The following is a 22,320-nucleotide window of genomic DNA, read 5'->3' as shown; positions in this document are numbered from 1 at the left end:
TTGTTCATTTATTCAGTATAATGTTCCTTAACTACCGTCGCGCACCTTGAGCATATCGTTGGATGATCTTTATCCTCACCTACTGTTTGTGAAACAACCCAACAGCGTTCACACGTCTCTCCTTCAGCTGGTGATACAACAATTGCAGTCTGATCAATTTTTTGTGCATTCGCAGGTGCATCTTCTAGCATTCCTGCAATGTTAAATCCTGAAACGATAAATAGTTGCTTCACATCTTCTTCAATGGCATTTAAGAGATGTTTAGTATCATCAGTAGTATATAATGCAATATGAGCATTTAATGATTTACCTATCACTTTTTCATTCCGAGCCACTTCTAATGCCTTTAACACATCGTCACGAAGAGACATAAATGCATCCCATTTCTCTTCAATTTGTGTAGCATTTTGTAATTCCATTGCTTCAGGCATGTCGACTAACTGCACACTTTGCTCTGATACTGTATTAATATGCGACCATACCTCGTCTGCTGTATGAGGTAGTATAGGTGCTACAAGCTTCGTAAGTGCTAATAAAGACTCATACATAACTGTTTGAATTGCACGACGGTTCATATCATTTGGTGCATCAATGTATAAAATATCCTTAGCAAAATCTAAATAGAATGAACTTAAATCAATCGTACAAAAATTATGAACATCGTGGAAAATACTCGCAAATTCATATGTTTCATAAGATTTCTTTACTTTGTTAATGATTTTGTTGAGTTTAATGAGCATATATCGATCAACTTCTCTTAAATCTTCATATGCCACTGTGTCTTTAGTTGGTTCAAAATCGAATAGATTCCCTAATAAGAAGCGGAATGTATTACGAATTTTGCGATATACTTCAGCTACTTGCTTTAATATAGCATCTGAGATGCGAACGTCTGATTGATAATCAACTGAAGCTACCCATAAGCGTAAAATATCGCCACCTAATTGTTTCATAACTTTCTCTGGAACGACAACATTCCCGATAGACTTACTCATTTTTCTACCTTCTCCATCAAGCACAAAGCCGTGGCTCAATACACCTTTATATGGAGCATGTCCAGTAACCGCAACAGATGTAGATAAGGAAGAATTAAACCAACCGCGATATTGGTCAGACCCTTCTAAATACAAATCTGCTGGACGTTGTAGGTCGTCTCTTTCGAGAAGAACGGCTTGATGAGAAGATCCTGAATCAAACCATACATCCATAATGTCTTGTTCCTTTGAAAACTTTCCATTTGGACTAGAAGGATGTGAAAAGCCTTCTGGGAGCAAGCCTTTTGCATCTTGTTCAAACCAAATATTTGAGCCGTGCTCTCTAAATAGGTCAGATACATGATTAATCGTTTCATCTGTAATAATAGGCTCTCCGTTCTCCCCATAGAACACAGGAATAGGTACACCCCAGGCACGTTGTCTAGAAATACACCAATCCCCACGATCTCTCACCATGTTATGCAAGCGGGTTTCGCCCCATTCCGGCACCCATTTTGTTTCTTTTACTGAGTTAAGTAAATCTTCTCGTATTTTATCTATTGAAGCAAACCATTGCGCTGTCGCTCTAAATATTGTAGGCTTTTTAGTTCTCCAGTCATGTGGATATGAATGCGTGATAAAATTAAGTTTGAGTAGAGCTCCAACTTCCTCTAATTTCTCAGTAATTGGCTTATTCGCTTGATCATAGAACAACCCTTCAAATCCTGGTGCCTCAGCAGTCATATAACCCATTTCATTTACAGGGCAAAGCACATCTAAACCGTATTTTTTTCCTACGATAAAGTCATCTTCCCCATGACCAGGTGCAGTATGGACACATCCAGTACCTGCATCTGTCGTTACATGATCTCCTAACATGACAAGACTATCACGCTCATAAAACGGATGTGCAGCAACGACATTCTCTAAAAGATGTCCTTTTATGGATTTTACTGTTGTCGTATTCTCCCAGCCAATTTCATTTTGTACAACTTCTAGTAAATCAGTTGCAATAACAAATTTTTGTCCATCTGCTTGAACAATACTATAATCAAGATCAGGATGAACAGTTATGCCAAGATTTGCAGGAAGAGTCCAAGGTGTCGTTGTCCAAATAATTATTTTTTCATCCCCTTGGAGTACCCCTTTCCCATGTTTTACTTCAAATGCTACATAAATAGAAGGTGATCTTTTATCTTTATATTCAATCTCAGCTTCTGCAAGAGCTGATTCACTTGATGGTGACCAATTGACAGGTTTTAAGCCTTTATAAATTAGGCCCTTTTTAGCCATTTCGCCAAATACTTTAATTTGTTGTGCTTCATACGCAGGCTCTAATGTAATATACGGATTTTCCCAATCTCCACGAACACCTAAGCGTTTAAATTGCTCGCGTTGATTATTGATTTGTTTATACGCATATTCTTCACAAAGCTTACGAAATTCAGCAATACTCATTTCCTTACGTTTTATTTTTTTATTTTTTGTTAGGGCGGTTTCTATAGGTAAACCATGTGTATCCCAACCTGGTACATATGGCGCATTATAACCGCTCATTGATTTGTAACGTACGATAAAATCTTTTAATATTTTGTTTAAAGCATGCCCCATATGAATATCACCATTTGCATATGGAGGGCCGTCATGTAGAACATATAATGGTCTATCTTTTGTCCGTTCTTGAACCATTTCATATATATGTTGCTCATCCCATTGCTGTTGAATTTGTGGCTCTCGATTCGGAAGATTTCCACGCATTGGAAAGCTTGTTTTCGGCATAAGTAATGTATCTTTATACTCCATTTTCCATTCCTCCAAAACTAACATAAAATAATTATCAAAAAGCTGTTTTCCATATGTAACTGTTTTTCGCTATAAAAGCATACAACTAGCAATCGTTGTGATACCTTGTGTTCTTTAGTATGCACAATACATTACATAGATGGCTTTTTTATTAAGAAGCTGTTTCCACATTAATTGTTGCTTTTCGTAATAAGAGCTATAGTGAAAATAACTAACGTAAATAACACCTTATCTTCTCTTCAGACTATAAAAATCATATCAGCCACATTAGTTAATCAAATTTAAGTAACAATAGGCAACAAAGTTAACGAAAAAAGCCTTATAATAACACCAAGTAACGGATCAGAGCCTAAAAAAAGACCTTCTCATCCCTAAATAGGGACGAGAAGGTCTCCCGCGGTACCACCCTTGTAGACTGTTACTTGTTATAATACAAAAAACAATTAGTCCGCTTTCTATTCGTAACGTGAATAAACGCCATTGCTTACTTTATAATTTCAGCTAGGAACTCAAGGGTGATGTTCATTCCTTTTGTTTATATCGAGCTTCCACCGTCCTCGATTCGCTTTTTATAATAAACTCGTTAAAGAATTACTGTCCCTATCATCGTCTACATTTAAAGTTATGACACATATTTAGAAATTATATGCTATCGTGCTTCAGTTAGTCAAGTCCAGTTTTCCTATTTCACAACCGATTGTGGATCTTCTTCATACTCCATTAGGCTATCCCAATCGTTATGTTGAAGCATATCAAGTTGAGCTTCTATGAGCATTTTAAAACGATTTCTAAATACTTTTGATTGCTTCTTCAATTCCTCTATTTCCAAGGTAATCTTACGAGACTTAGAAAGTGATTCATTAATTATTCTATCAGCATTCTTTTCAGCTTCCTTAATAATTAACTTTGCTTCCTTTTCAGCATTTCTTTTAACTTCCTCTGCTGTCTCTTGAGCAATAATGATTGATTTATTAAGTGTTTCTTCAATGCTTGTAAAATGGTTTATTCTCTCAGTTAAATCTGTAACCTTGTCTTCTAACTCTTTTTTTTGTCTAATTACAATTTCATAATCTTTAATAACCTGATCTAAAAATTCATTTACTTCATCTTCATCATAACCTCGGAATCCTTTACTAAATTCCTTATTATGAATATCTAATGGTGTTAAAGGCACATGTGCCACCTCCACAAAATCGTATGTATGTTTTATGACGAAAAACTCTTGTTATACACTACGTAAATGTTTTTTTAAGTTATTCGACATATTATTAATAATTCCTGCTCTTATCGCAATTTATTTTTGTATTCCCACAACAATTCGCCATTTTTCTTTTTTTGTCTTACCTTCAATTGACAAAAGCTTCCCTCTACCAACTCCACGTACAGAGATGATATCCCCTTCTTTACATTCAAATGAAGTTTGCTCGATCATTTTCCAATTCATGCGAACAAGACCATTTTTAATAAGCTGTTGAGCTTTTTGTCTAGAAATTGAGAATATTGTTGCGATCATAATATCTAGCCGAAGTGAGGATGCAGTGACTACATTTTCTCTCCACAATTCCTTACGGTTTACTATGCTTGAAAAATTAATTCTTTTAACTGAGACTTTACTCTTACCAACTGATTGGAGATTCAACTGTATATAGTTTTCGACCTCTTCTGCGACGATGAATTGAACAACACGATCCTGTATCATTACATCACCAAATTTAGCTCTTCTCATCCCTAGCCCCATTAGCGAACCTAACATTTGTGGATGTTCAATCGTTACAAATTTTTCAGGGTATCCAAGTTCAAAAATAGCAAGCTTGAAGTCATCATTACTAGGAACATAATAATCAGGATAGATAAGCGCCCTCTTTCTTTCGGTCCACTCAGCACCACCAAATAATTGCACGTGAACATCTTGATTCTCGCCTACAATAGATTTCGTAATTTCTTGTTCTCTAGGGTCTAAAAAGTCTGTAAGTTTGTAGCTATACGTATTTTGAACTGTATTCTTCCAATCTATCACCTGGTCTATAAAATTGTGCTCCTCTTTGCGAAAATGTTGGTAAATATTCATGTGCAACTCAGTCCTTATCTTGCGTAAGAAAAAGGAATCTAAGAAAGATTCCTTACATCTATACTGCTATATTAAAGTAAAAAAGAGCTAAATAAAAATTGTAAACCATAACTTGCATACCGCAATACAAGAATTGCAACGATTGGTGATATATCAATCATACCAAGAGGTGGGATTATTTTTCTAAATGGTTCTAAATAGGGTTCACAAATAGAAGTTAAAACTTGACCGATACTTGTTTCTTTTGCATTTGGAAACCAAGACATTAATATGTAAATAAAAAGAGCATAAAAATATATATCTACTGCAAATAAAATAATACTAAGTAATAGTTCCATATAAGTTTACCACCTCTGTCCTAAAGAGTCTTCATCAATTGACAACTCAGAAATTGTTCCAGAAACATCAACATTGTCAGGTGTACATAGAAAAATATTAGATCCTACCTTTTGTATATCCCCACCGAGAGCATACACTGTCCCACTTAAAAAATCAACAATTCTTTTTGCTTGGTCATGCTGGTTTCGTTGTAAATTTACTACAACAGAACGTCTATTTTTTAATTGATCAGCTATATCTTGAACTTCACTATACGCTCTTGGTTCAATTAATACGACTTTAGAAGATTTTTGTACGCTTTGTAAACTCACAATATTTTGTTTCTGATTAGCTTTTGGCTGCTTTGATACGTCTATTTCATCATCATGCTCATATTCTTCTTGCTCATCAACATAATCATATTCATCTTCAAGTGCAAAAAAGTTCTTAAACTTTGACATTATGCTCATATTGACACTCCCCTCTCACCTCGTGAACTAGCCTTTTAGACGATAATCCATATAAGCTTCCAAAATCAAACCTTTTGCTAAATACAAAAGTACTCCTCACTGTGCTCTTAATCACTGCTCATTGCCAACTAAAGAAGAACCTATACGTAAATATGTTGCCCCTTCTTCGATCGCAATTTCGTAATCATTTGACATACCCATTGATAGATCTAAACAAGGTGCATATGCTAAGGAAAGAGCTTGTACTTGTTGTTGAAGTTCTTTTAATTTATTAAAGCACAAACGAATGATTGAAACATCATCTGTATGTGGTGCCATTGTCATCAGTCCAACGATGGAAACATTTGAAAAATCTTTTATTTTTTCAATAAATGGTAATACTTCATCGGGAGACATACCATGTTTTGAGCCCTCGCCTGAAGTGTTCACCTGGATGAAACATTTAATTGGCTTTGTAGCCCGCTTTTGAATTTCTTCAGCTAACGAAAGTCTGTCTAAAGAATGGATGTAGTCAACCTTATTAATAATATTCTTTACCTTTCTCGTTTGTAACGTCCCAATAAAATGCCAGGTAACCTTTGCTCCAATTTGTTCCCATTTATCGTTGAAACCTTGATCTCTGTTCTCACCAAAATGAGTAATTCCTGCTTGTATGGCTTCTTCGACCCGTTCAACAGTTACATATTTCGTCACCGCTATGATATTTATATCATTCCTGTCACGATTAACTTTTGCAGACGCTTCGGTTATTTTTTCTTCAATAATAGCTAAATTTACCTCAACAGACAATCTGACATTATACCTCCTTCATACCAATAAAGCTCATCATTCTACCAGTCTTACCATTGTCCCGTCTGTAAGAATAAAATAACTCTTCTTGACAACTCGTACAATAATTTGAAACTTCAATATTGTCAACTAGTATACCAGCTTCAACCAATAATTGTTGGTTTAATTGTTTTAAATCTAAACTATATTCTCCATTACCAATAAAAGTATAAGGAAGGAGATCATGATTTTGTAAGATAGCATCTACTTGCTTAATTACACGTTCATCCACTTTATAGCAGCAACTTCCTATTGAAGGTCCAATAGCAACATAAATGTCATTTCTTTTAACTTCTTCATTTTCAGTCCATTGCTGTACCATCTTCCCAACAATATTTTTCACTGAACCTTTCCATCCTGCATGTGCCACGCCTATTATATCCTTATTGTTAGCCCGAAAATAAATAGGGACACAATCTGCATAGCATAATGTTAACAATATACCGGCATCAGTAGTATATAAGCCGTCTGTACCATCTATAGATGTAGAATAGGAGTAGATGCCTTTCCCTATATCCTTCTTTGTTACTTTAGTAATGGTATGATCATGAATTTGTTCAGCACATACCCAGTTTTCAATAGGGAAATTAATTAGTTTTGCTACCGCCTCTCTATTTTTTACCACCGTATCAGGTTTATCATTAACATGTAAACCTGTATTTAACGTCTCATACGGATATTTACTATATCCACCATTTTTCGTTGTAAACCCGGCTACTACTTTAGAATTAAAAACATGCCATGGTAAATAAAGAATTTCTTCATGTTCGATTTGTTGAAAAGGTTCGTACATAACAGTCAGTCCTCACTATGAGCCTCATTACTTTTGTTTATTTTAACACAAATTGTTGTATTTCGTTAGTTTTGTTTTCACAACGTTTTACATATTTTGTATTCTTACTCTATCAGCTTAGCTGCTTCGTGTGATTGATATCTAACTAAAATAACATCCTTACCAACTTTCACAATATTTGCCCACGGTATTACTACTTCTTCCTCTCGTCCAAAAAACCCTAAAACTTTGCCATTAGCAAAAATAACAATTGACTCTATTTCTCCTGTATTTAAATTTATATCGATATCACCAATATGGCCTAAATTTGTACCATCAGCTACATTAACTACACTTTTTGCTTGAAATTCAGAGATTTTTACCATAAAAAACTCTCCCCTGTCTTCTTATTCTGGCATTCCACAAAAATTAACACCCCTTAATAGTCAATATATGTGTAAACTACTATAGTTCATGAGCAATTTTTTGTTGAACAATTAGATGACATCAAAATGTGGAATTTTTTTCATACGCTTTTGTTAATACATTTGAAGAGTTAGTGCCTGTTCTCCGACAATAGAGATTTAAAGAAGAAGGATGCTACTACCGCTCGTAGTTTTTTGAGAGCTTATTAATTCTAAAAAGAAAAAAAATGCCACGAACGTATGATATATACGTGTTCAACTCCTATTACGAAAAGCAACCTTACGTAAAAAAGAGCTGTTCTTTATTGAACAGCCCTTTGACATCAGCTTTGAATATTCTTATTCATTTGCTTTATTGCTGCTTTTTCTAATCTTGATACTTGTGCTTGAGAAATTCCTATTTCCTCAGCAACTTCCATTTGGGTTTTGCCTTGAAAAAAACGTTTCCTTAAAATGAGCTTTTCTCGGTCATTTAATCTTCGCATACCTTCCTTTAAAGCTATTTCTTCAATCCATTGTGAATCTTTATTTTTTTCATCACTTAGCTGATCCATTACAAAGATTGGATCCCCTCCATCATTATAAATTGGTTCAAATAATGATACTGGGTCTTGTATTGCATCAAGAGCAAACACTATTTCCTCATAAGGAACTTCTAACACTTTGGATATTTCCTCTGCTGTAGGCTCTTTCGATGTCTTCCCCATTAATTCTTCCCTTACTTGTAACGCTTTATATGCAATATCGCGTAATGAACGTGAAACTCTAATTGGATTATTATCACGTAAATATCTCCGAATTTCACCTATGATCATCGGCACAGCATATGTGGAAAATTTAACGTTTTGACCTAAATCAAAGTTGTCGATGGACTTCATTAACCCGATGCAACCAACCTGGAATAGGTCGTCTACATATTCTCCTCTATTGTTGAATCTTTGAATAACACTTAATACAAGTCGCAAGTTCCCATTAACTAATTTTTCACGAGCTTGTATGTCCCCACTTTGCATTAAACGGAATAGTTCTCTCATCTCTACATTTTTTAGTACTGGAAGCTTTGACGTATCAACGCCACAAATTTCAACTTTATTTCTAGTCAATTCTTTCCCCCCTAACAGGAGTAGATGTCCTAAGTTAAGTATCTCCTTAGGAGGGAAAAATATGCACAACGTTCATATTGAAGAAAAAAAGTAATGATCGAAAATGCTTAAACCATTTTATTAAACTCTTTTCTAAGCCTCTTTATAATTCTTTTCTCTAGTCGAGATATATATGATTGAGAAATTCCTAACATATCAGCAACATCCTTTTGTGTTTTTTCTTCACCACCTATAAGTCCGAACCTAAGCTCCATAATCTGTTTTTCACGATCATTTAACTGATGTAAAGCTTTCAGCAATAATTTTCGGTCTACATTTGCCTCCAAATTCTTCGTGATAACATCGTCTTCAGTTCCTAATACATCTGATAACAACAGTTCATTTCCATCCCAGTCAATATTGAGGGGTTCGTCAAATGATACTTCAGAGCGTATTTTATTATTTCTTCTTAAATACATCAAAATTTCATTTTCAATACATCTTGATGCGTATGTAGCTAGCTTAATTTTTTTCTCTGGATTAAAAGTATTTACAGCTTTAATTAAACCTATCGTACCGATACTAATTAAATCCTCAATATTAATTCCTGTATTTTCGAATTTTCTAGCAATGTAAACGACTAAACGAAGGTTTCTTTCAATTAGAATAGATCTAGCAGCTTTATCGCCTTTCGTAAGTTTTTGCAATAAGAGCCCTTCCTCTTCTTTTGATAATGGGGGCGGCAAAGCTTCACTTCCGCCTATATAATAAATCTCATCAGTTTTGATACCAAGTTTCATTAATAATTTGTACCAATAATATGTAAAACGAACAGTCATATTTCTCAAAATTGTTCCTCCTTCAATTTTTACAGGGATATAGATCAAGGTCATACTAGGCTGATTGTACTGAGGATGATTGGATCATCTTAGGATGAACGATACATTGATACTCATCATCACTTGAAAGTTTGACATGATTTAAGGCAATGAGCCCTTTATTCACGTCTAACCAATTATTTTCATAACGAAGTGAAATATTATCTGGTTTGATTGCTAATAGTATTTGATGATCTTGTCCTACACCTCTATATGGAATTAGTCGAAGTCGTTTTTCCCATTGAGGATCATCAACAGTCATCTCATTCATTAACATATCAACGTTTTTTGATAGTTCAATAATTCCTGTAGGGACATGTTCAACTAAACATGTACTATCGATAATCATTACTGGTGACCGAGAAATTGGATCGTATAGCTGATTACCACTATCAATTAATCCCTTAATGGTTATTTTGATATTGGTGATAACTATAGTAACATCAATAATTTCCTCGTATTTCAGCTTATTACTTTTAATCCCATCAATTTGCGACCTTGAAAAATACCATAAAGATGGAAACGCAATAATTACAAATACCCAACTAACTGGATCACCGTATCCAGTTGACGTCGTAAGAAAGATACCATTATTTATGTTAAATTCCTTTTGTAATAAATAATGGAAAGCAATAATACCACCTCCGACTACAAACGTTGCGAAATAAAAAGTGCAAAGATTCTTGATAAAATAAGAAAAACGCTTGTATCCAAAAGCAGCCCAAATGATAATCAGTGAAAATAAAAATTTGATTAATGGATTGGATACAAAAGAAGCTAGTGGAGAAACGATTAATAGAACGAGAGATGAGCCTATTAACGAGCCAACCACAAGTCGCCAAAACTTAATTTTTCTCTTTAGAATTACTGCAGTTAGAAGCAGTAATGAACCATCAAATAACAAATTAAGAAACCATATAATGTCAATATAAATAGACACTCAAGTTCCCCTTCCTTGTAGCTCCTTCGTTAGTATATTTATTTGAAACTAGTATATATATAATGTGTTGTGATGTCTGTCAATCTTTGTAGGAATTAATGAGGAATTTTTTGTTGGATTTAAGCTTATATTGTCAAACAACTGACGAATCTAGAAGCAATCACTTTTTAATGTGAGGATCTTTTCTTAAACTTTGTTGCAATCCTATTTAAATAGCACATCTATTTAGATTTTTCACACTATCATTACCATGATAAATAAGAAAAAAACATCGCACGATAGTAAACTTATTTACACCTTGCGCCAATTACAACACTCTAAGTGAAACCTAATATAAAAAAGCACGAATCAATAAATACGATTCATGCTCTCTCTTAGAAGTATAAAATATAAAGTTGTTAGCGTCTGCGGTTTCGATTACGTAAAAATGTAGGGATGTCTAATGTGTCCTCAGTCTGCTGAGGATTATAGTTCGATACATTTTCGCTTTCCTTTTCACGGCTAGTTGCTGCAGTTGCTTTTTGGGTATTCGCACCTACTGATTGACGAATTTGTCTACCTTGAGGAATTTCGGTTTCGTTAAATCCTGTGGCAATCACCGTTACTACTATTTCGTCTTTTAAGCTCTCATTGATTACTGAGCCAAAAATCATATTAACTTCTTGATCTGATGCAGAAGCTACAATATCAGCCGCTTCTTGTACTTCGTATAAGCTTAAGTTCATGCCACCAGTTATATTCATTAGGACTCCTTGAGCACCATCAATAGGAATTTCAAGTAATGGACTTGAAATAGCCTTCTTTGCAGCTTCAGCTGCACGGTTTTCACCTGTTGCGATACCGATACCCATTAATGCTGAACCCCTGTTTGACATTATTGTCTTAACATCAGCAAAATCAAGGTTTATTAAACCTGGCGTTGCGATTAAGTCCGAAATACCTTGTACACCTTGACGTAATACATTGTCAGCCTCACGGAATGCTTCTAACATTGGTGTGTTTTTATCAACGATTTCTAACAATCTATCATTCGGGATAACAATCAAAGTATCTACAGAGTCTTTCATTGCTGCAATACCGCCGCCAGCTTGAGTAGATCTCTTTCTACCCTCAAATGTAAAAGGACGTGTTACAACTCCTACAGTCAATGCGCCTAAATCTTTTGCAATTTGGGCTATAACAGGTGCTGCACCAGTCCCAGTACCTCCACCCATTCCTGCTGTAACAAAAACCATATCAGCTCCGTTTAACACTTCTTCTAGCTGTTCTTTACTTTCTTCAGCTGCTTTTTTTCCTACTTCAGGATTTGCGCCTGCTCCAAGACCTCGAGTTAACTTTGCCCCGATTTGCATTTTAATCTCTGCTTTTGAAAGATTTAGCGCTTGTGCATCAGTATTTACAGCTATAAATTCAACACCTTGAACTCCATGCTCAATCATTCGATTTACGGCGTTATTTCCTCCACCACCGACACCGATTACTTTTATTGTCGCTAATTGATCAAGATTTGTCTCAAAATCTAACATCACAAATCCTCCTAATTTATCGATTTACTAAGAAGTTTTCATCCTGTTATTCCCAAAATAACCCGAAAAATTTCTTGACTTTTTCACTCAGATTTTCTTCATTTTTTTGCTTAGACTTTTGCTTTAACTGCTGAGGTTTCTTTGCTACTCTTTTTTCTGCTAGATCTATAGGGCGATTTTCCTCAACAATACTTTTCCCTTGAAGCTTGGCATTTCTATATGCAAATTGAATTAATCCTACTCCGGTAGTATATTGAGGTTCTCTTACACCAATGTAATCAGGAATTGCTACCCTCACGTTATTTGCTAAAATTTGTTGTGCCAATTCCAATGATCCAGAAATATTAACAGCACCACCAGTAAGTACATAACCTCCAGGCAATTCACGAATTCCTAATTGTCTTACTTCATTTTTAATCATGTCAAACATTTCTTCAAATCTAGCTTCAATAATGTCTGAGATTATTAGTTGATTATATTGTTCTTCTTTATCACTACCAATAATCGGAACATTAAATGTTTCTTCTTCTGAGGCTGTATCATAAAAAGCATGTCCATACTTTGTTTTTATCTTTTCAGCGTCATCAGTAGAGGTTCTTAAACCAATAGAAAGGTCCTTTGTTATATTATCCCCTCCTATCGGTAAAACCGTTGTGGCTTTTAAATGTCCATTTTCAAAAAAAGCTATAGTTGTGGAGCCGCCACCGATATCAACTAGGGCTACACCAAACTCCATTTCATCCCGAGATAAAGAGATAGAACCCGCAGCGAGTGGTTGTAAACAAATAGCCGTTATTTCTAAACCTGCACGCTCTACACATCTAAGTAAATTATGTAATATCGTCTTTGATCCAGTAACAATGGTTCCTTCCATTTCAAGACGGACTCCTAACATTCCTCTCGGGTCGTTAATTTCATCAAGCCCATCGACGATAAATTGTTTTGGAATGACATCTATAATTTCTCTCTCTGGAGGGATTGATACAACTTGCGCTGCCTCAATGACTCTAGCTACATCTTGGTCATTAATTTCCCTATTTTCACTCGATACAGCTACAACACCGTGTGCATCTTGTAATTGCACACTATTAGCAGACACACCCACAACAACGCTTTGGATGGGAATACCAACCATTCTTTCGGCTTGTTCTATTGCCTTTTTAATAGAATGAACGGTTTCGTCTATATCAACAATTGAACCTTTTCTTAATCCATGAGAATTAACATTACCTACCCCAATAACATTTAAAGTATCATTTGCCATTTCACCTATGATCACTTTAACATTGGATGTACCGATGTCAAGACTAACAAAAACTTCATTGCTGTTCATTCTTTGGCACCTCCTTTTTCAAACATAAATAATAACTGTTCATGTTGAGCATATGTCCTTTATTAATCCATTCAATAAATGGTACATCAAACTTTACAAATCAATCTTCAAAGAAAGTTTAAAGGTCTGGGAAAATTGAACTCGAACAAGGTGTGCTGTGCACGTTTGCAATTGACGTGGTAGACACGATAGTGAGCCGCCTTTCTGTATCCTTACGTATGGCTTTATATGCAGTCTACAAATGAAGCAAAGGTCAGAAAGACTACTTGATACAAGGCAACAATAGCGCCTTTCATGAACTTGAGCCTTACTCTAGCCTTCAAGGCTTCACCGCCTTGTTCTTCTCAGTCCTTTTTATCCTCCCTATTGAACACATTCTTATATGGAAAATATTCAACAAATCCTATCTATTCCCTTTAATAAAAATTAATTTTTTTCAGTTTTTTTGTGAGTAATCTTCCATTTAGACAATAAAGTTCGTCTAATCACTGCAATATTTTGAAACAATCTTACCCCAAATGCAAATACTGCCGCTAAATACAAGTCTACACCAAGATGAACACCTAGAAAAGCCAAACTTGTAGCTAAAAGTAGATTAAAGATAAAACCGGACACAAAGACTTTCTCATCGTATACATTTTGTAAGTGTGCTCGGATTCCTCCAAAGAGCGTATCTAACGCTGCAAGTATAGCAATTGATAAATAATTAGAATATTCATCTGGTATGCGTATATCTGTTAGCAAACCTAGTGTTATTCCAAGAATTAAGCCGACAAGTGGAAGCCACATACTATTTCTCCTCCTCTTCGGCATTTACAGGCTTCATATTTTTGATACGAGGTATTTCTGAAAAAGCCGGTACTTCAATCGATGCTAATGGATCAGAAATCACAACTTGTAAATTATCATAAACGAAAGCATCAATCATGCTAGAGACCTGTAATCTGTTATATAATTTTTCTGCTCCTTCTTCACTCTTAGCAATTACTTTAATTTCAAATGGAAATCTATTAAGAGGATACCCATCTATTTTTGTGATGCCATTAATGTCTCTAATAACTGTAGTATTTATTACCCGTTGTTCAGCTATAGAAATATTTACTGCGTTATATTGATTTAATTCATTAATCAACCTTTTTAATAGTTCTGGCGATACTGTATGAACACGTTCACCTGGCATGATTTCATCGAAAAACGGCTTCACTGTCAAAATAACACCTGGTCCACTTACATCAGTTAAACCAGCCTTTACTTTTAACTCGTCTAACGTTTCTTTAAGTACCGCATCATCTTGTCGCTCTGTTTTATATTTCTCCAACTTATCGTTATAATTTGAAATCTCTTGATGTAACTGAAATGTAAGCTCTTGCTCTTTCTTAATATCCTCACGAATTTCCCAAGTATCCCTTGTATCACGGACAACAGGCTTGTTAATACTTTGAAATTGAACTGCAATCATAAATCCAATAACTATTGTGATTATTGTTATTGAGATAACTTTTTTGTTGCCCAATGAAAATCACCTGACCTTAATAATTGCCTGTTTTCGCATGGTTATTACCTGTCTTATTTTGGCACCCACTTTGTATAATCATTAGCAACAAATTATAAAAAATAGCCTAATAACACAACTATTGTGCACTTACACCTAAAAGGGGTTCAAACATGATATTTTCCTTTTTGTCTATATTTACAAAAATATTATCACTCACTAATTGATCGTAAATACCACCAATAATATAAAGAGCTTCATAAAGCGTGTTTGCTTCTCCAATAGCTGTAATGACAAATGGTTCAGCATGTTGATTACCATCCACTTCAATAACAGGTCCATTACATAATATATACGAATTTCGAGAAATTCTTTGTCCGTTGATCGCAATTGCTGAAGCACCTGAAATGAGTAATTCATTAATTACTTTAAATACATGCCCTTCATGAACTATGTAATTATTCACGTTCTCTTCATCAGGTACATATTCGGCATCCGACAAAGTAACTTCAATACCTTCACCTTGCACATCGATTTCTCCAACAAACATTCTATACTTTTCCACATCTTCAACTAAATTAAAATAAATACCTTCCTGTTTAGCTAATTCCTCTTCGTATTCCCTTACTTCATCTTGCTTTTCTTTAATTGTATTAAATAATTCTCGGTTTTTTTCCTCTAGTGCTATCAATTGTTCTCGATATCTAAAGTCTCTCTCCCACTGCTTGTCCGATATACGAGGAGTACCATTGTTACTTGTAGTAACATGATAAGAAAATGCGATAAGAAAACCGATAACTAAAGAAACAAAGGATAAGATGACATGTTTACCCCTGATTTTCACTCTCCTGCTCCTCCTCTGGCTGGTTGTATGGTGAAAAGAAACTCCCAACTTCAATGTCAATAATCCCCTTCACTGAAGGGTCAAGGTGATTTACAATTGATGGATAAAAAGCCATTTTCCTAGAGAAATTTGTTATTGTACCACTTACCTCAAACCCGTCATTCATATAAAGGGTAATATGCAATGGGTCTGATGGTGTTGGTGTATGATGAATTTCTGAAATTGAATTGCTCACTTCATCAGATAACTGAACTAATTCTTCTATCATCCTGTCAACATCATCACTGTTCGACCAATTTACAAATACAGGAGCATCTGGGGATGATACAGATTGTTTTTCATCAGTAAGGGATTTACCATTTTCTAGAATCGGATAAAAGCGACTTTCGTTTAACATGTAACCGATCCGCTTTGTTTCTGTGACTAATATAAGTACTTTGTTTGGAAATTGCTTTTGAACAGATACATCTGCTATTTCTTCATGTGCAGAAATGGACTGTGTTATGCTGCTTTCATTGACGCTCCAAAAGCTATTTTTTGTCGAAACGCCACTCAAATCAATGATTTCTTCAGTTGAAACATGGTGATTCCCACTTACTGATATTGAAGAAACTTTACTTAAGGGGGACTGAAAATACACAATTGTAATGATCATAAGAAAAAAAAATAGAATATAATAAATAAGCCTTCTATTTACCTTTTGTTTTCGTTGCTGTTTTAGCTTGGGAACCCGATCTTCAAGTACAACAACTTTTTCTTTCCCCAAAAAAAGTCACCCCGATCTATATTAAAAGCTCATTTCATGATTTTGTTACTCATGTTACTATGTAAGAACAGAAAATAGTGGTTTTATGCAATCGCATCGTTAAAGAAGAAAATGCTAATTAAACTCTAGTTGTAGGCGTGGTAATTTCTTAAGCCAAAAAACAACGATTTGAAAACAGCTAATGTTAAGAAAAATTTTCGCAACGTCATTACCAACAGGGTTGGATAAGAGAAACAAAACGGCATAGGTTATATATGCCGTTTAACATTTTCAATAGTTTGTATTGTTAATTATTATATCACAATATATACTTGAAATCAGAGAAAAAACATGCTACTTTTTTCCTATTATTTCAACTTCTGTCTTCATTTCAATATCGTAAAGATCGTATATTGTTCGTTTAACATGTTGTATTAAATTCAATACATCCTCTGCTTTTGCCTTACCAGTGTTAACGATAAAGTTAGCATGTTGTTCAGAGATTTGCGCACCACCTATTGCATGCCCTTTTAGGCCAGCAACTTCTATTAGTTGTCCTGCATAATTTGGTAGAGGGTTTCTAAAAACACTTCCACAGTTAGGGAAATGAAATGGTTGTGTATCACGTCGATAATCTTTGTTTTTTTGCATCTCAGCGACAATAAGTTCACGGTCACCTGACTCAAAAGTGAACTGGGCTTCCACACAAATTCCCGGGCGCTTACTTTGCAAAATAGAAGTTCGATAGGAAAATTCCAACTCTTCACATGATAACCATTCAATTGTACCGTCTTCAAACAGTATGCGCGCTCTTAAGAGTATTTTCGAAATATCAGATCCGTGTGCACCAGCATTCATATAAACGGCACCACCAATTGAACCTGGTATACCTCCTGCAAACTCTAAACCTGATAGACCCTTTTTACTAATGATGGTAGCTAGTTTTATAATAGAATAACCTGCTCCAACAGTAACCTTTGTAACATCTATATCCAAATGATCAAGGCCTTCTCCAAGCTTTATTACTACTCCTTCGATTCCCAAATCTGAGACCAATAAATTTGATCCCCTACCAATTGCTCGCCATGTTACTCCATATTTCTTTACTATTTCCATCGTTTTGTATAAAGCTGGTATGTCTTTTGGCTCGACAAATAAGTCTACTGGCCCCCCAATTTTTATTGTCGTATGATTAGCAAGCGGTTCATTTAACCGAACTTTTCCGACATTTTCATGAAGCAACTCCGCAGCTATTTTTTCCATCTTGGCAACCTCCTTCTGTACTAGTGAATACTACTACGTGCTTATAAACTAGCTTGATATGATTAAGTTCATTGAATATATTGTAGAATTTCGTATATACATCTATACAATTAGTCCTTTCTCTTGGTTGTTTTCGCATTGATTGTAGTTTTTCGTACTAAGAAATAAACACGTACACAACTAGAGTTCGTGGATTTTTTCTTCTGTACAGCAATTAACTAACAGTATAAAACCATTGTTTATAGTACTAATTTGATAACAATTGCAACAATGTTTACGAAAAGAGGCTATCAACCTCAGCGCTCTTTTAATTCTATTACAGCAGCAACAAAGTTTGTTATAAAGAGCCTATAATACTTTATTATACAGTTTCGTAACACCACCTGAAACAACAAGTTTTCGTTTATTTATGAAACATAATGACCCCTATTACACTATTTTATAATAAAGCTTTTTTTCGAATGAGCTAAGTGCAAATATAACTACCGTTCTTGGCATCTTTTTTTCTCTAAAGACTGTAAAAATTATGTATTAGCATCTGTTACTCACGTAGGTGAAAAAGCAAAACTGTTTACAAAAAGAGCCTATAATAAAATACGAGAAACCCCGTTATATTAACAGGGTCTCTTGAAAAAATCTATTGTTAACGTCTACTCTTCGAACGTATACACTAATACCTTGAATGCTTACTCACATTAAGTAAGACACCGATAGCCATTAGCATTAAAGTTAGTGAAGAGCCACCGTAGCTTAAAAACGGCAATGTAATCCCAGTAACAGGCATTAGACCGGTTACAACACCAATATTAATAATAACTTGTAGAGCTATCATGGAGATAATTCCTATCGCAAGGAAGCTACCAAATAAGTCAGGTGCACCAAGCGCTATTCTAATACCTCTCCATAATAAGAGACTGAAAAGCAAAATGACAAATGACGCTCCAATAAAACCAAGCTCTTCAGATATAATAGCAAAAATAAAATCCGTCTGTGGTTCAGGTAGATAAAAGAATTTTTGACGACTTTGCCCTAAGCCTAAGCCAAATAACCCCCCTGGACCTATTGCATATAGTGACTGGATGATTTGAAAACCGGTACCTTGTGGGTCTTGCCATGGATCAATAAAAGAAGTAATTCTATTCATGCGGTAAGGTGCTGATATAATCAATCCAGCAAAACCTGCAATTCCTAACAAGCCAAGCCAAACGAAATGACTGATCCGAGCTCCAGCTACATAAATGATAACGATACAAGTCCCTAACATCACAGTCCCTGTTCCCAAATCAGGCTGAAGCATAATTAAAGCAAAGGCACTAAAAACTAAGGTCAGCGATGGTAAAAGGCCTCTTTTAAAAGAAGTAATCTCCTTCTGATTTTCGGAAAGATATTTTGCTAGAAATGCAATCATTGCTAATTTAGTGAACTCTGAAGGTTGAATTGAAAACGCTCCAACACCGATCCAACTCTGTGACCCATTTCTTTCAACACCAACACCAGGAATTAATACGACTATGAGTAGCAAAAAGCAGAAAAGTAAAATGACTTTTGCCCACTTACGCCATGTCCAATAGTCAATACTCATGAGGAAGAACATCGCTATCACACCAATACCAGCAAATAATAGCTGCCGTTTAGCGAAAAAAAATGAGTCATTAAACTTATATTCTGCCCAAATTGCACTGGCGCTGTATACCATGATTAGACCTACTGCTAATAATGACAAAGTTACAAGAATTAAAATAAAATCCGGAGTAGCTTTTTTGGGGGACAATAGAAACACCTCAACGTCCTAAATTAAGAGCGGCCAAGCCCTTAGTTAAGCATATGCACTGCGTCTATAAAAATGTCTCCTCTTTCCTCAAATGTTGTATATTGATCCCAACTTGCACATGCAGGAGATAACAGAATGATATCACCTTTATCGGAGTTGTCATAGGCTACAGAAACAGCCTTTTCAACATTATCGACACGAACCATGTTTTTTATTCCTGCTTCCACTCCAGCTTCTTCTAACAACTCAGCTGTTTGACCAAATGTCACTAGTGTTTTCACATTTTGTAAATAGGGGACAAGGTCTTTAAAATGATTCCCTCGATCAAGTCCACCTGCTAATAAAATGATTGGTGCTGAAAAAGCGTTGAGTGCCTTTTGTGTTGCTAAAATATTTGTTGCTTTTGAATCATTATAAAATTTCCGACCATGATATGTTTTAACATACTGTAAGCGGTGTTTAACCCCTGAAAATCTTTTCAATACATCACCTATTGCATCATTTGTTATATTTAAAAGCTTACACACAGCAACAGCAGCCAAAATATTTTCCAAGCTATGTTCACCAGGAAGTACAATTTCATCAGTACTAATAATTTCTTCATCATTAAAGAAAATCGTATGATTATTTACATACGCTCCGGTTTTTAACTTTTGCTTTGTTGAAAAAAATACTTTCTTAGCTTGAGCTACTTTAGATAGTTCTACAAGTATATTATCGTCAGCATTAAGAACAACAAAATCTGTTGGAGTTTGCTGTTGAAATATTTTCGCTTTCGCTTTAACATAAGCTTCCTTCGTACCATGATAATCAAGGTGTGCATCAAAAATGTTTAATATTACTGATATTTTGGGACGAAACTGATCAACCCCTTGCAATTGGAAGGAGGATAATTCAGTTACAATCATTTGCTCGCTTGTTGCTATTTGTGCAACATCAGAAGCAACAGTCCCGATATTTCCGGCAATGAGAGGGTTCTTCTGTGCTTGCATCATGATGTCATAAATTAATGTTGTCGTCGTTGTTTTCCCGTTCGAACCTGTGATACCAATAAACTCTGCTTCTGAAATTGAATAAGCTAATTCAACTTCGGTAATGATTGGAATAGCTCTTTTTAATGCTTCTACCACAATGGGATTTGTATAAGGAATCCCTGGATTTTTTACGATTAAATCAAAATTTTCTTCGAGCAAGTCTACTGGATGACTTCCACAAATAATGTCCACACCTAAATGTAACAAATTTCGCGTATTTTCATTTTCTTCGTAAGGCTTTTTATCGTTGATTGTTACTTCGGCACCTAGTTCTATTAATAGCTTAGCCGCAGATAAACCACTTTTAGCTAAACCTAAAACAAGTATTTTTTTATCGCGAAAACGTTCAGTATTCTTCAATTACAACCACACCTCAATATATAATCCAAGCATTGCAAATAATAAACCTACCGTCCAAAAAGTAACGACAACTCTCCACTCTGACCACCCTACTAACTCATAATGATGATGTAGGGGACTCATTTTAAACACCCTTTTACCAGTTGTTTTAAATGATATGACTTGGATGATGACAGATAGTGTTTCAATGACAAAAACACCACCTATAATTAGCAATATAATTTCAAGCTTTGTTAGAATGGCCACAGTTGCTAAAGCCCCTCCGAGAGCAAGTGAACCAGTATCCCCCATAAAAACTTTAGCTGGATGTGCATTAAACACTAAAAAGCCAAGTACCGCACCAACTACCGCAACAGCAAAAATAGCTATATCGTATTGTGTTTGATTCCAAGCTAATACTGCAAACGCTCCAAAGGCTACTGCAGCTGTACCTGAAACAAGCCCATCCAAACCGTCAGTTAAATTAACTGCGTTTGAAAAGCCTACTAACCAAAAAATAAGTAGGATAATATATGCCCAAGATAAATCGATAGAAACATCAAATCCAGGAATAGCAACTGTAGTAGAAATATTATTCTGCATTAATACTACATAGAAGATTACAGCAATAATAATTTGTCCTGCTAATTTTTGTTTAGACGTTAAACCTAGATTTCTTTTCATCACTACCTTAATGAAATCATCCAAAAACCCTAACAAACCATAACCTAATGTAACAAATAGTAACAGATATGTATTTACCGTTACCTCTGTATATTTTGATGTCATAATAACTACAGTAAGTATAATGGATAGCAAAATGACAATTCCACCCATCGTAGGTGTACCAGATTTCTTTTGATGTGATTTGGGTCCCTCATCACGAATGCTCTGTCCAAATTTAAGTCTACGTAAGAAGGGAATAAAAACTGGAGATAATAATACACTTATTAAAAATGCCATCAATATTGAAAATAGCACTACTTTTTCAAGCAAGATTATCCCCCCCTTTCATTAGTTTTAATATTTTTATATTCAACTCATTTTCCTCAATTGGTATATCGCCCTTAAATACCGAACGATTAGTTTCACCTATATCTTCCAATTGCAACAAATTATCATAAAAAACAAGTAATTTCTTTAAGGCTATATACGAATCATGAACAATAAAAACAGGAAAATGATTTGGTATATATTTTGGTAATTCCCGTTCTTCGTTCCATAATGATCCTACTGCTCCATTTTCTATTGCTGTGAATAAATCTCTGTTATCATCACCCTGGCTATTGATTGGTACATATAACCCTTTATTCACTAATATATTACAATCTGTAAAGACATATTTGAAATGGATATCATCCTCAACACCCCTAGTATGCGGGTATAATTTTTTTAGATGATGGTATCGAAGCATA

Annotated in this window: 22 protein-coding genes and 1 other annotated feature; all 22 genes read right to left on the bottom strand. The window is 35.0% G+C overall.

The annotated features are described in order from the left end of the window. Positions 1-8: 8 nt before the first annotated feature. Positions 9-2,777, bottom strand: coding sequence for an isoleucine--tRNA ligase (gene ileS, locus V1503_RS17850; protein ID WP_410628563.1), 2,769 nt, complete (start codon positions 2,775-2,777; stop codon positions 9-11). A gap of 374 nt (positions 2,778-3,151) precedes the next feature. After that, positions 3,152-3,393, bottom strand: a binding site (T-box leader). A 66-nt stretch (positions 3,394-3,459) separates the two neighbouring features. Next, positions 3,460-3,951: a DivIVA domain-containing protein gene (locus V1503_RS17845; RefSeq protein ID WP_214483263.1), complete on the bottom strand. Its 492-nt coding sequence runs from the start codon at positions 3,949-3,951 to the stop codon at positions 3,460-3,462. A gap of 120 nt (positions 3,952-4,071) precedes the next feature. Then, entirely contained in the window at positions 4,072-4,845 is a 774-nt protein-coding gene (locus tag V1503_RS17840; RefSeq protein ID WP_410628562.1) for a YlmH family RNA-binding protein, read from the bottom strand. Positions 4,846-4,916: 71 nt separating this feature from the next. Then, positions 4,917-5,183, bottom strand: a complete 267-nt coding sequence (locus tag V1503_RS17835; protein WP_214483261.1) for a YggT family protein — start codon at positions 5,181-5,183, stop codon at positions 4,917-4,919. A gap of 6 nt (positions 5,184-5,189) precedes the next feature. After that, positions 5,190-5,633: a cell division protein SepF gene (locus V1503_RS17830; protein ID WP_214483260.1), complete on the bottom strand. Its 444-nt coding sequence runs from the start codon at positions 5,631-5,633 to the stop codon at positions 5,190-5,192. A 111-nt stretch (positions 5,634-5,744) separates the two neighbouring features. Then, positions 5,745-6,422 carry a YggS family pyridoxal phosphate-dependent enzyme gene (locus V1503_RS17825; protein ID WP_410628561.1) on the bottom strand — a complete coding sequence of 226 codons (678 nt, stop codon included), beginning with the start codon at positions 6,420-6,422 and terminating at the stop codon, positions 5,745-5,747. 7 nt (positions 6,423-6,429) lie between these two features. Beyond that, the gene (gene pgeF, locus V1503_RS17820) at positions 6,430-7,254 is read right to left on the bottom strand and encodes a peptidoglycan editing factor PgeF (RefSeq protein WP_410628560.1); all 825 of its coding nucleotides are present in this window, start codon (positions 7,252-7,254) and stop codon (positions 6,430-6,432) included. A 104-nt stretch (positions 7,255-7,358) separates the two neighbouring features. Then, entirely contained in the window at positions 7,359-7,619 is a 261-nt protein-coding gene (locus tag V1503_RS17815) for a YlmC/YmxH family sporulation protein (RefSeq protein WP_214483257.1), read from the bottom strand. Positions 7,620-7,981: 362 nt separating this feature from the next. Continuing rightward, on the bottom strand, positions 7,982-8,803 hold the full coding sequence (gene sigG / locus V1503_RS17810; protein WP_413785390.1) for an RNA polymerase sporulation sigma factor SigG: 822 nt from the start codon (positions 8,801-8,803) through the stop codon (positions 7,982-7,984). Between the two features lie 65 nt (positions 8,804-8,868). After that, positions 8,869-9,579: an RNA polymerase sporulation sigma factor SigE gene (gene sigE / locus V1503_RS17805; RefSeq protein ID WP_410629464.1), complete on the bottom strand. Its 711-nt coding sequence runs from the start codon at positions 9,577-9,579 to the stop codon at positions 8,869-8,871. Between the two features lie 55 nt (positions 9,580-9,634). Continuing rightward, the gene (spoIIGA, locus tag V1503_RS17800; protein WP_410628559.1) at positions 9,635-10,558 is read right to left on the bottom strand and encodes a sigma-E processing peptidase SpoIIGA; all 924 of its coding nucleotides are present in this window, start codon (positions 10,556-10,558) and stop codon (positions 9,635-9,637) included. 398 nt (positions 10,559-10,956) lie between these two features. Continuing rightward, complete coding sequence (gene ftsZ, locus V1503_RS17795) at positions 10,957-12,084, bottom strand: cell division protein FtsZ (RefSeq protein ID WP_410628558.1); 1,128 nt, start codon at positions 12,082-12,084, stop codon at positions 10,957-10,959. A gap of 46 nt (positions 12,085-12,130) precedes the next feature. Continuing rightward, positions 12,131-13,417: a cell division protein FtsA gene (gene ftsA, locus V1503_RS17790; RefSeq protein ID WP_410628557.1), complete on the bottom strand. Its 1,287-nt coding sequence runs from the start codon at positions 13,415-13,417 to the stop codon at positions 12,131-12,133. A gap of 426 nt (positions 13,418-13,843) precedes the next feature. Beyond that, positions 13,844-14,206 carry a small basic family protein gene (locus V1503_RS17785; RefSeq protein WP_214483251.1) on the bottom strand — a complete coding sequence of 121 codons (363 nt, stop codon included), beginning with the start codon at positions 14,204-14,206 and terminating at the stop codon, positions 13,844-13,846. 1 nt (position 14,207) lies between these two features. After that, positions 14,208-14,930: a DUF881 domain-containing protein gene (locus tag V1503_RS17780; protein ID WP_410628556.1), complete on the bottom strand. Its 723-nt coding sequence runs from the start codon at positions 14,928-14,930 to the stop codon at positions 14,208-14,210. Positions 14,931-15,048: 118 nt separating this feature from the next. Continuing rightward, complete coding sequence (locus V1503_RS17775) at positions 15,049-15,753, bottom strand: DUF881 domain-containing protein (protein WP_410628555.1); 705 nt, start codon at positions 15,751-15,753, stop codon at positions 15,049-15,051. Beyond that, a complete protein-coding gene (locus tag V1503_RS17770; protein ID WP_410628554.1) occupies positions 15,737-16,519 on the bottom strand; it encodes a cell division protein FtsQ/DivIB in 783 nt (260 codons plus the stop codon). The genes V1503_RS17775 and V1503_RS17770 overlap by 17 nt, the downstream gene beginning before the upstream one ends. A gap of 333 nt (positions 16,520-16,852) precedes the next feature. After that, the gene (gene murB, locus V1503_RS17765) at positions 16,853-17,761 is read right to left on the bottom strand and encodes a UDP-N-acetylmuramate dehydrogenase (protein ID WP_410628553.1); all 909 of its coding nucleotides are present in this window, start codon (positions 17,759-17,761) and stop codon (positions 16,853-16,855) included. Between the two features lie 670 nt (positions 17,762-18,431). Beyond that, positions 18,432-19,532, bottom strand: coding sequence for a stage V sporulation protein E (spoVE, locus tag V1503_RS17760; RefSeq protein ID WP_214483246.1), 1,101 nt, complete (start codon positions 19,530-19,532; stop codon positions 18,432-18,434). A 41-nt stretch (positions 19,533-19,573) separates the two neighbouring features. Then, positions 19,574-20,926 carry a UDP-N-acetylmuramoyl-L-alanine--D-glutamate ligase gene (murD, locus tag V1503_RS17755; RefSeq protein ID WP_410628552.1) on the bottom strand — a complete coding sequence of 451 codons (1,353 nt, stop codon included), beginning with the start codon at positions 20,924-20,926 and terminating at the stop codon, positions 19,574-19,576. Continuing rightward, positions 20,927-21,901: a phospho-N-acetylmuramoyl-pentapeptide-transferase gene (gene mraY, locus V1503_RS17750; protein ID WP_410628551.1), complete on the bottom strand. Its 975-nt coding sequence runs from the start codon at positions 21,899-21,901 to the stop codon at positions 20,927-20,929. Then, positions 21,894-22,319, bottom strand: a complete 426-nt coding sequence (locus tag V1503_RS17745; protein ID WP_410628550.1) for a hypothetical protein — start codon at positions 22,317-22,319, stop codon at positions 21,894-21,896. The genes mraY and V1503_RS17745 overlap by 8 nt, the downstream gene beginning before the upstream one ends. Between the last annotated feature and the right edge of the window lies 1 nt (position 22,320).

Origin of the sequence: Nanhaiella sioensis (assembly GCF_046557775.1) — a bacterium.
Classification (GTDB): domain Bacteria; phylum Bacillota; class Bacilli; order Bacillales; family SM2101; genus Nanhaiella; species Nanhaiella sioensis.
Note: the sequence above shows the minus strand (reverse complement) of the source record. Positions and strands in the feature narration are given on the sequence as shown.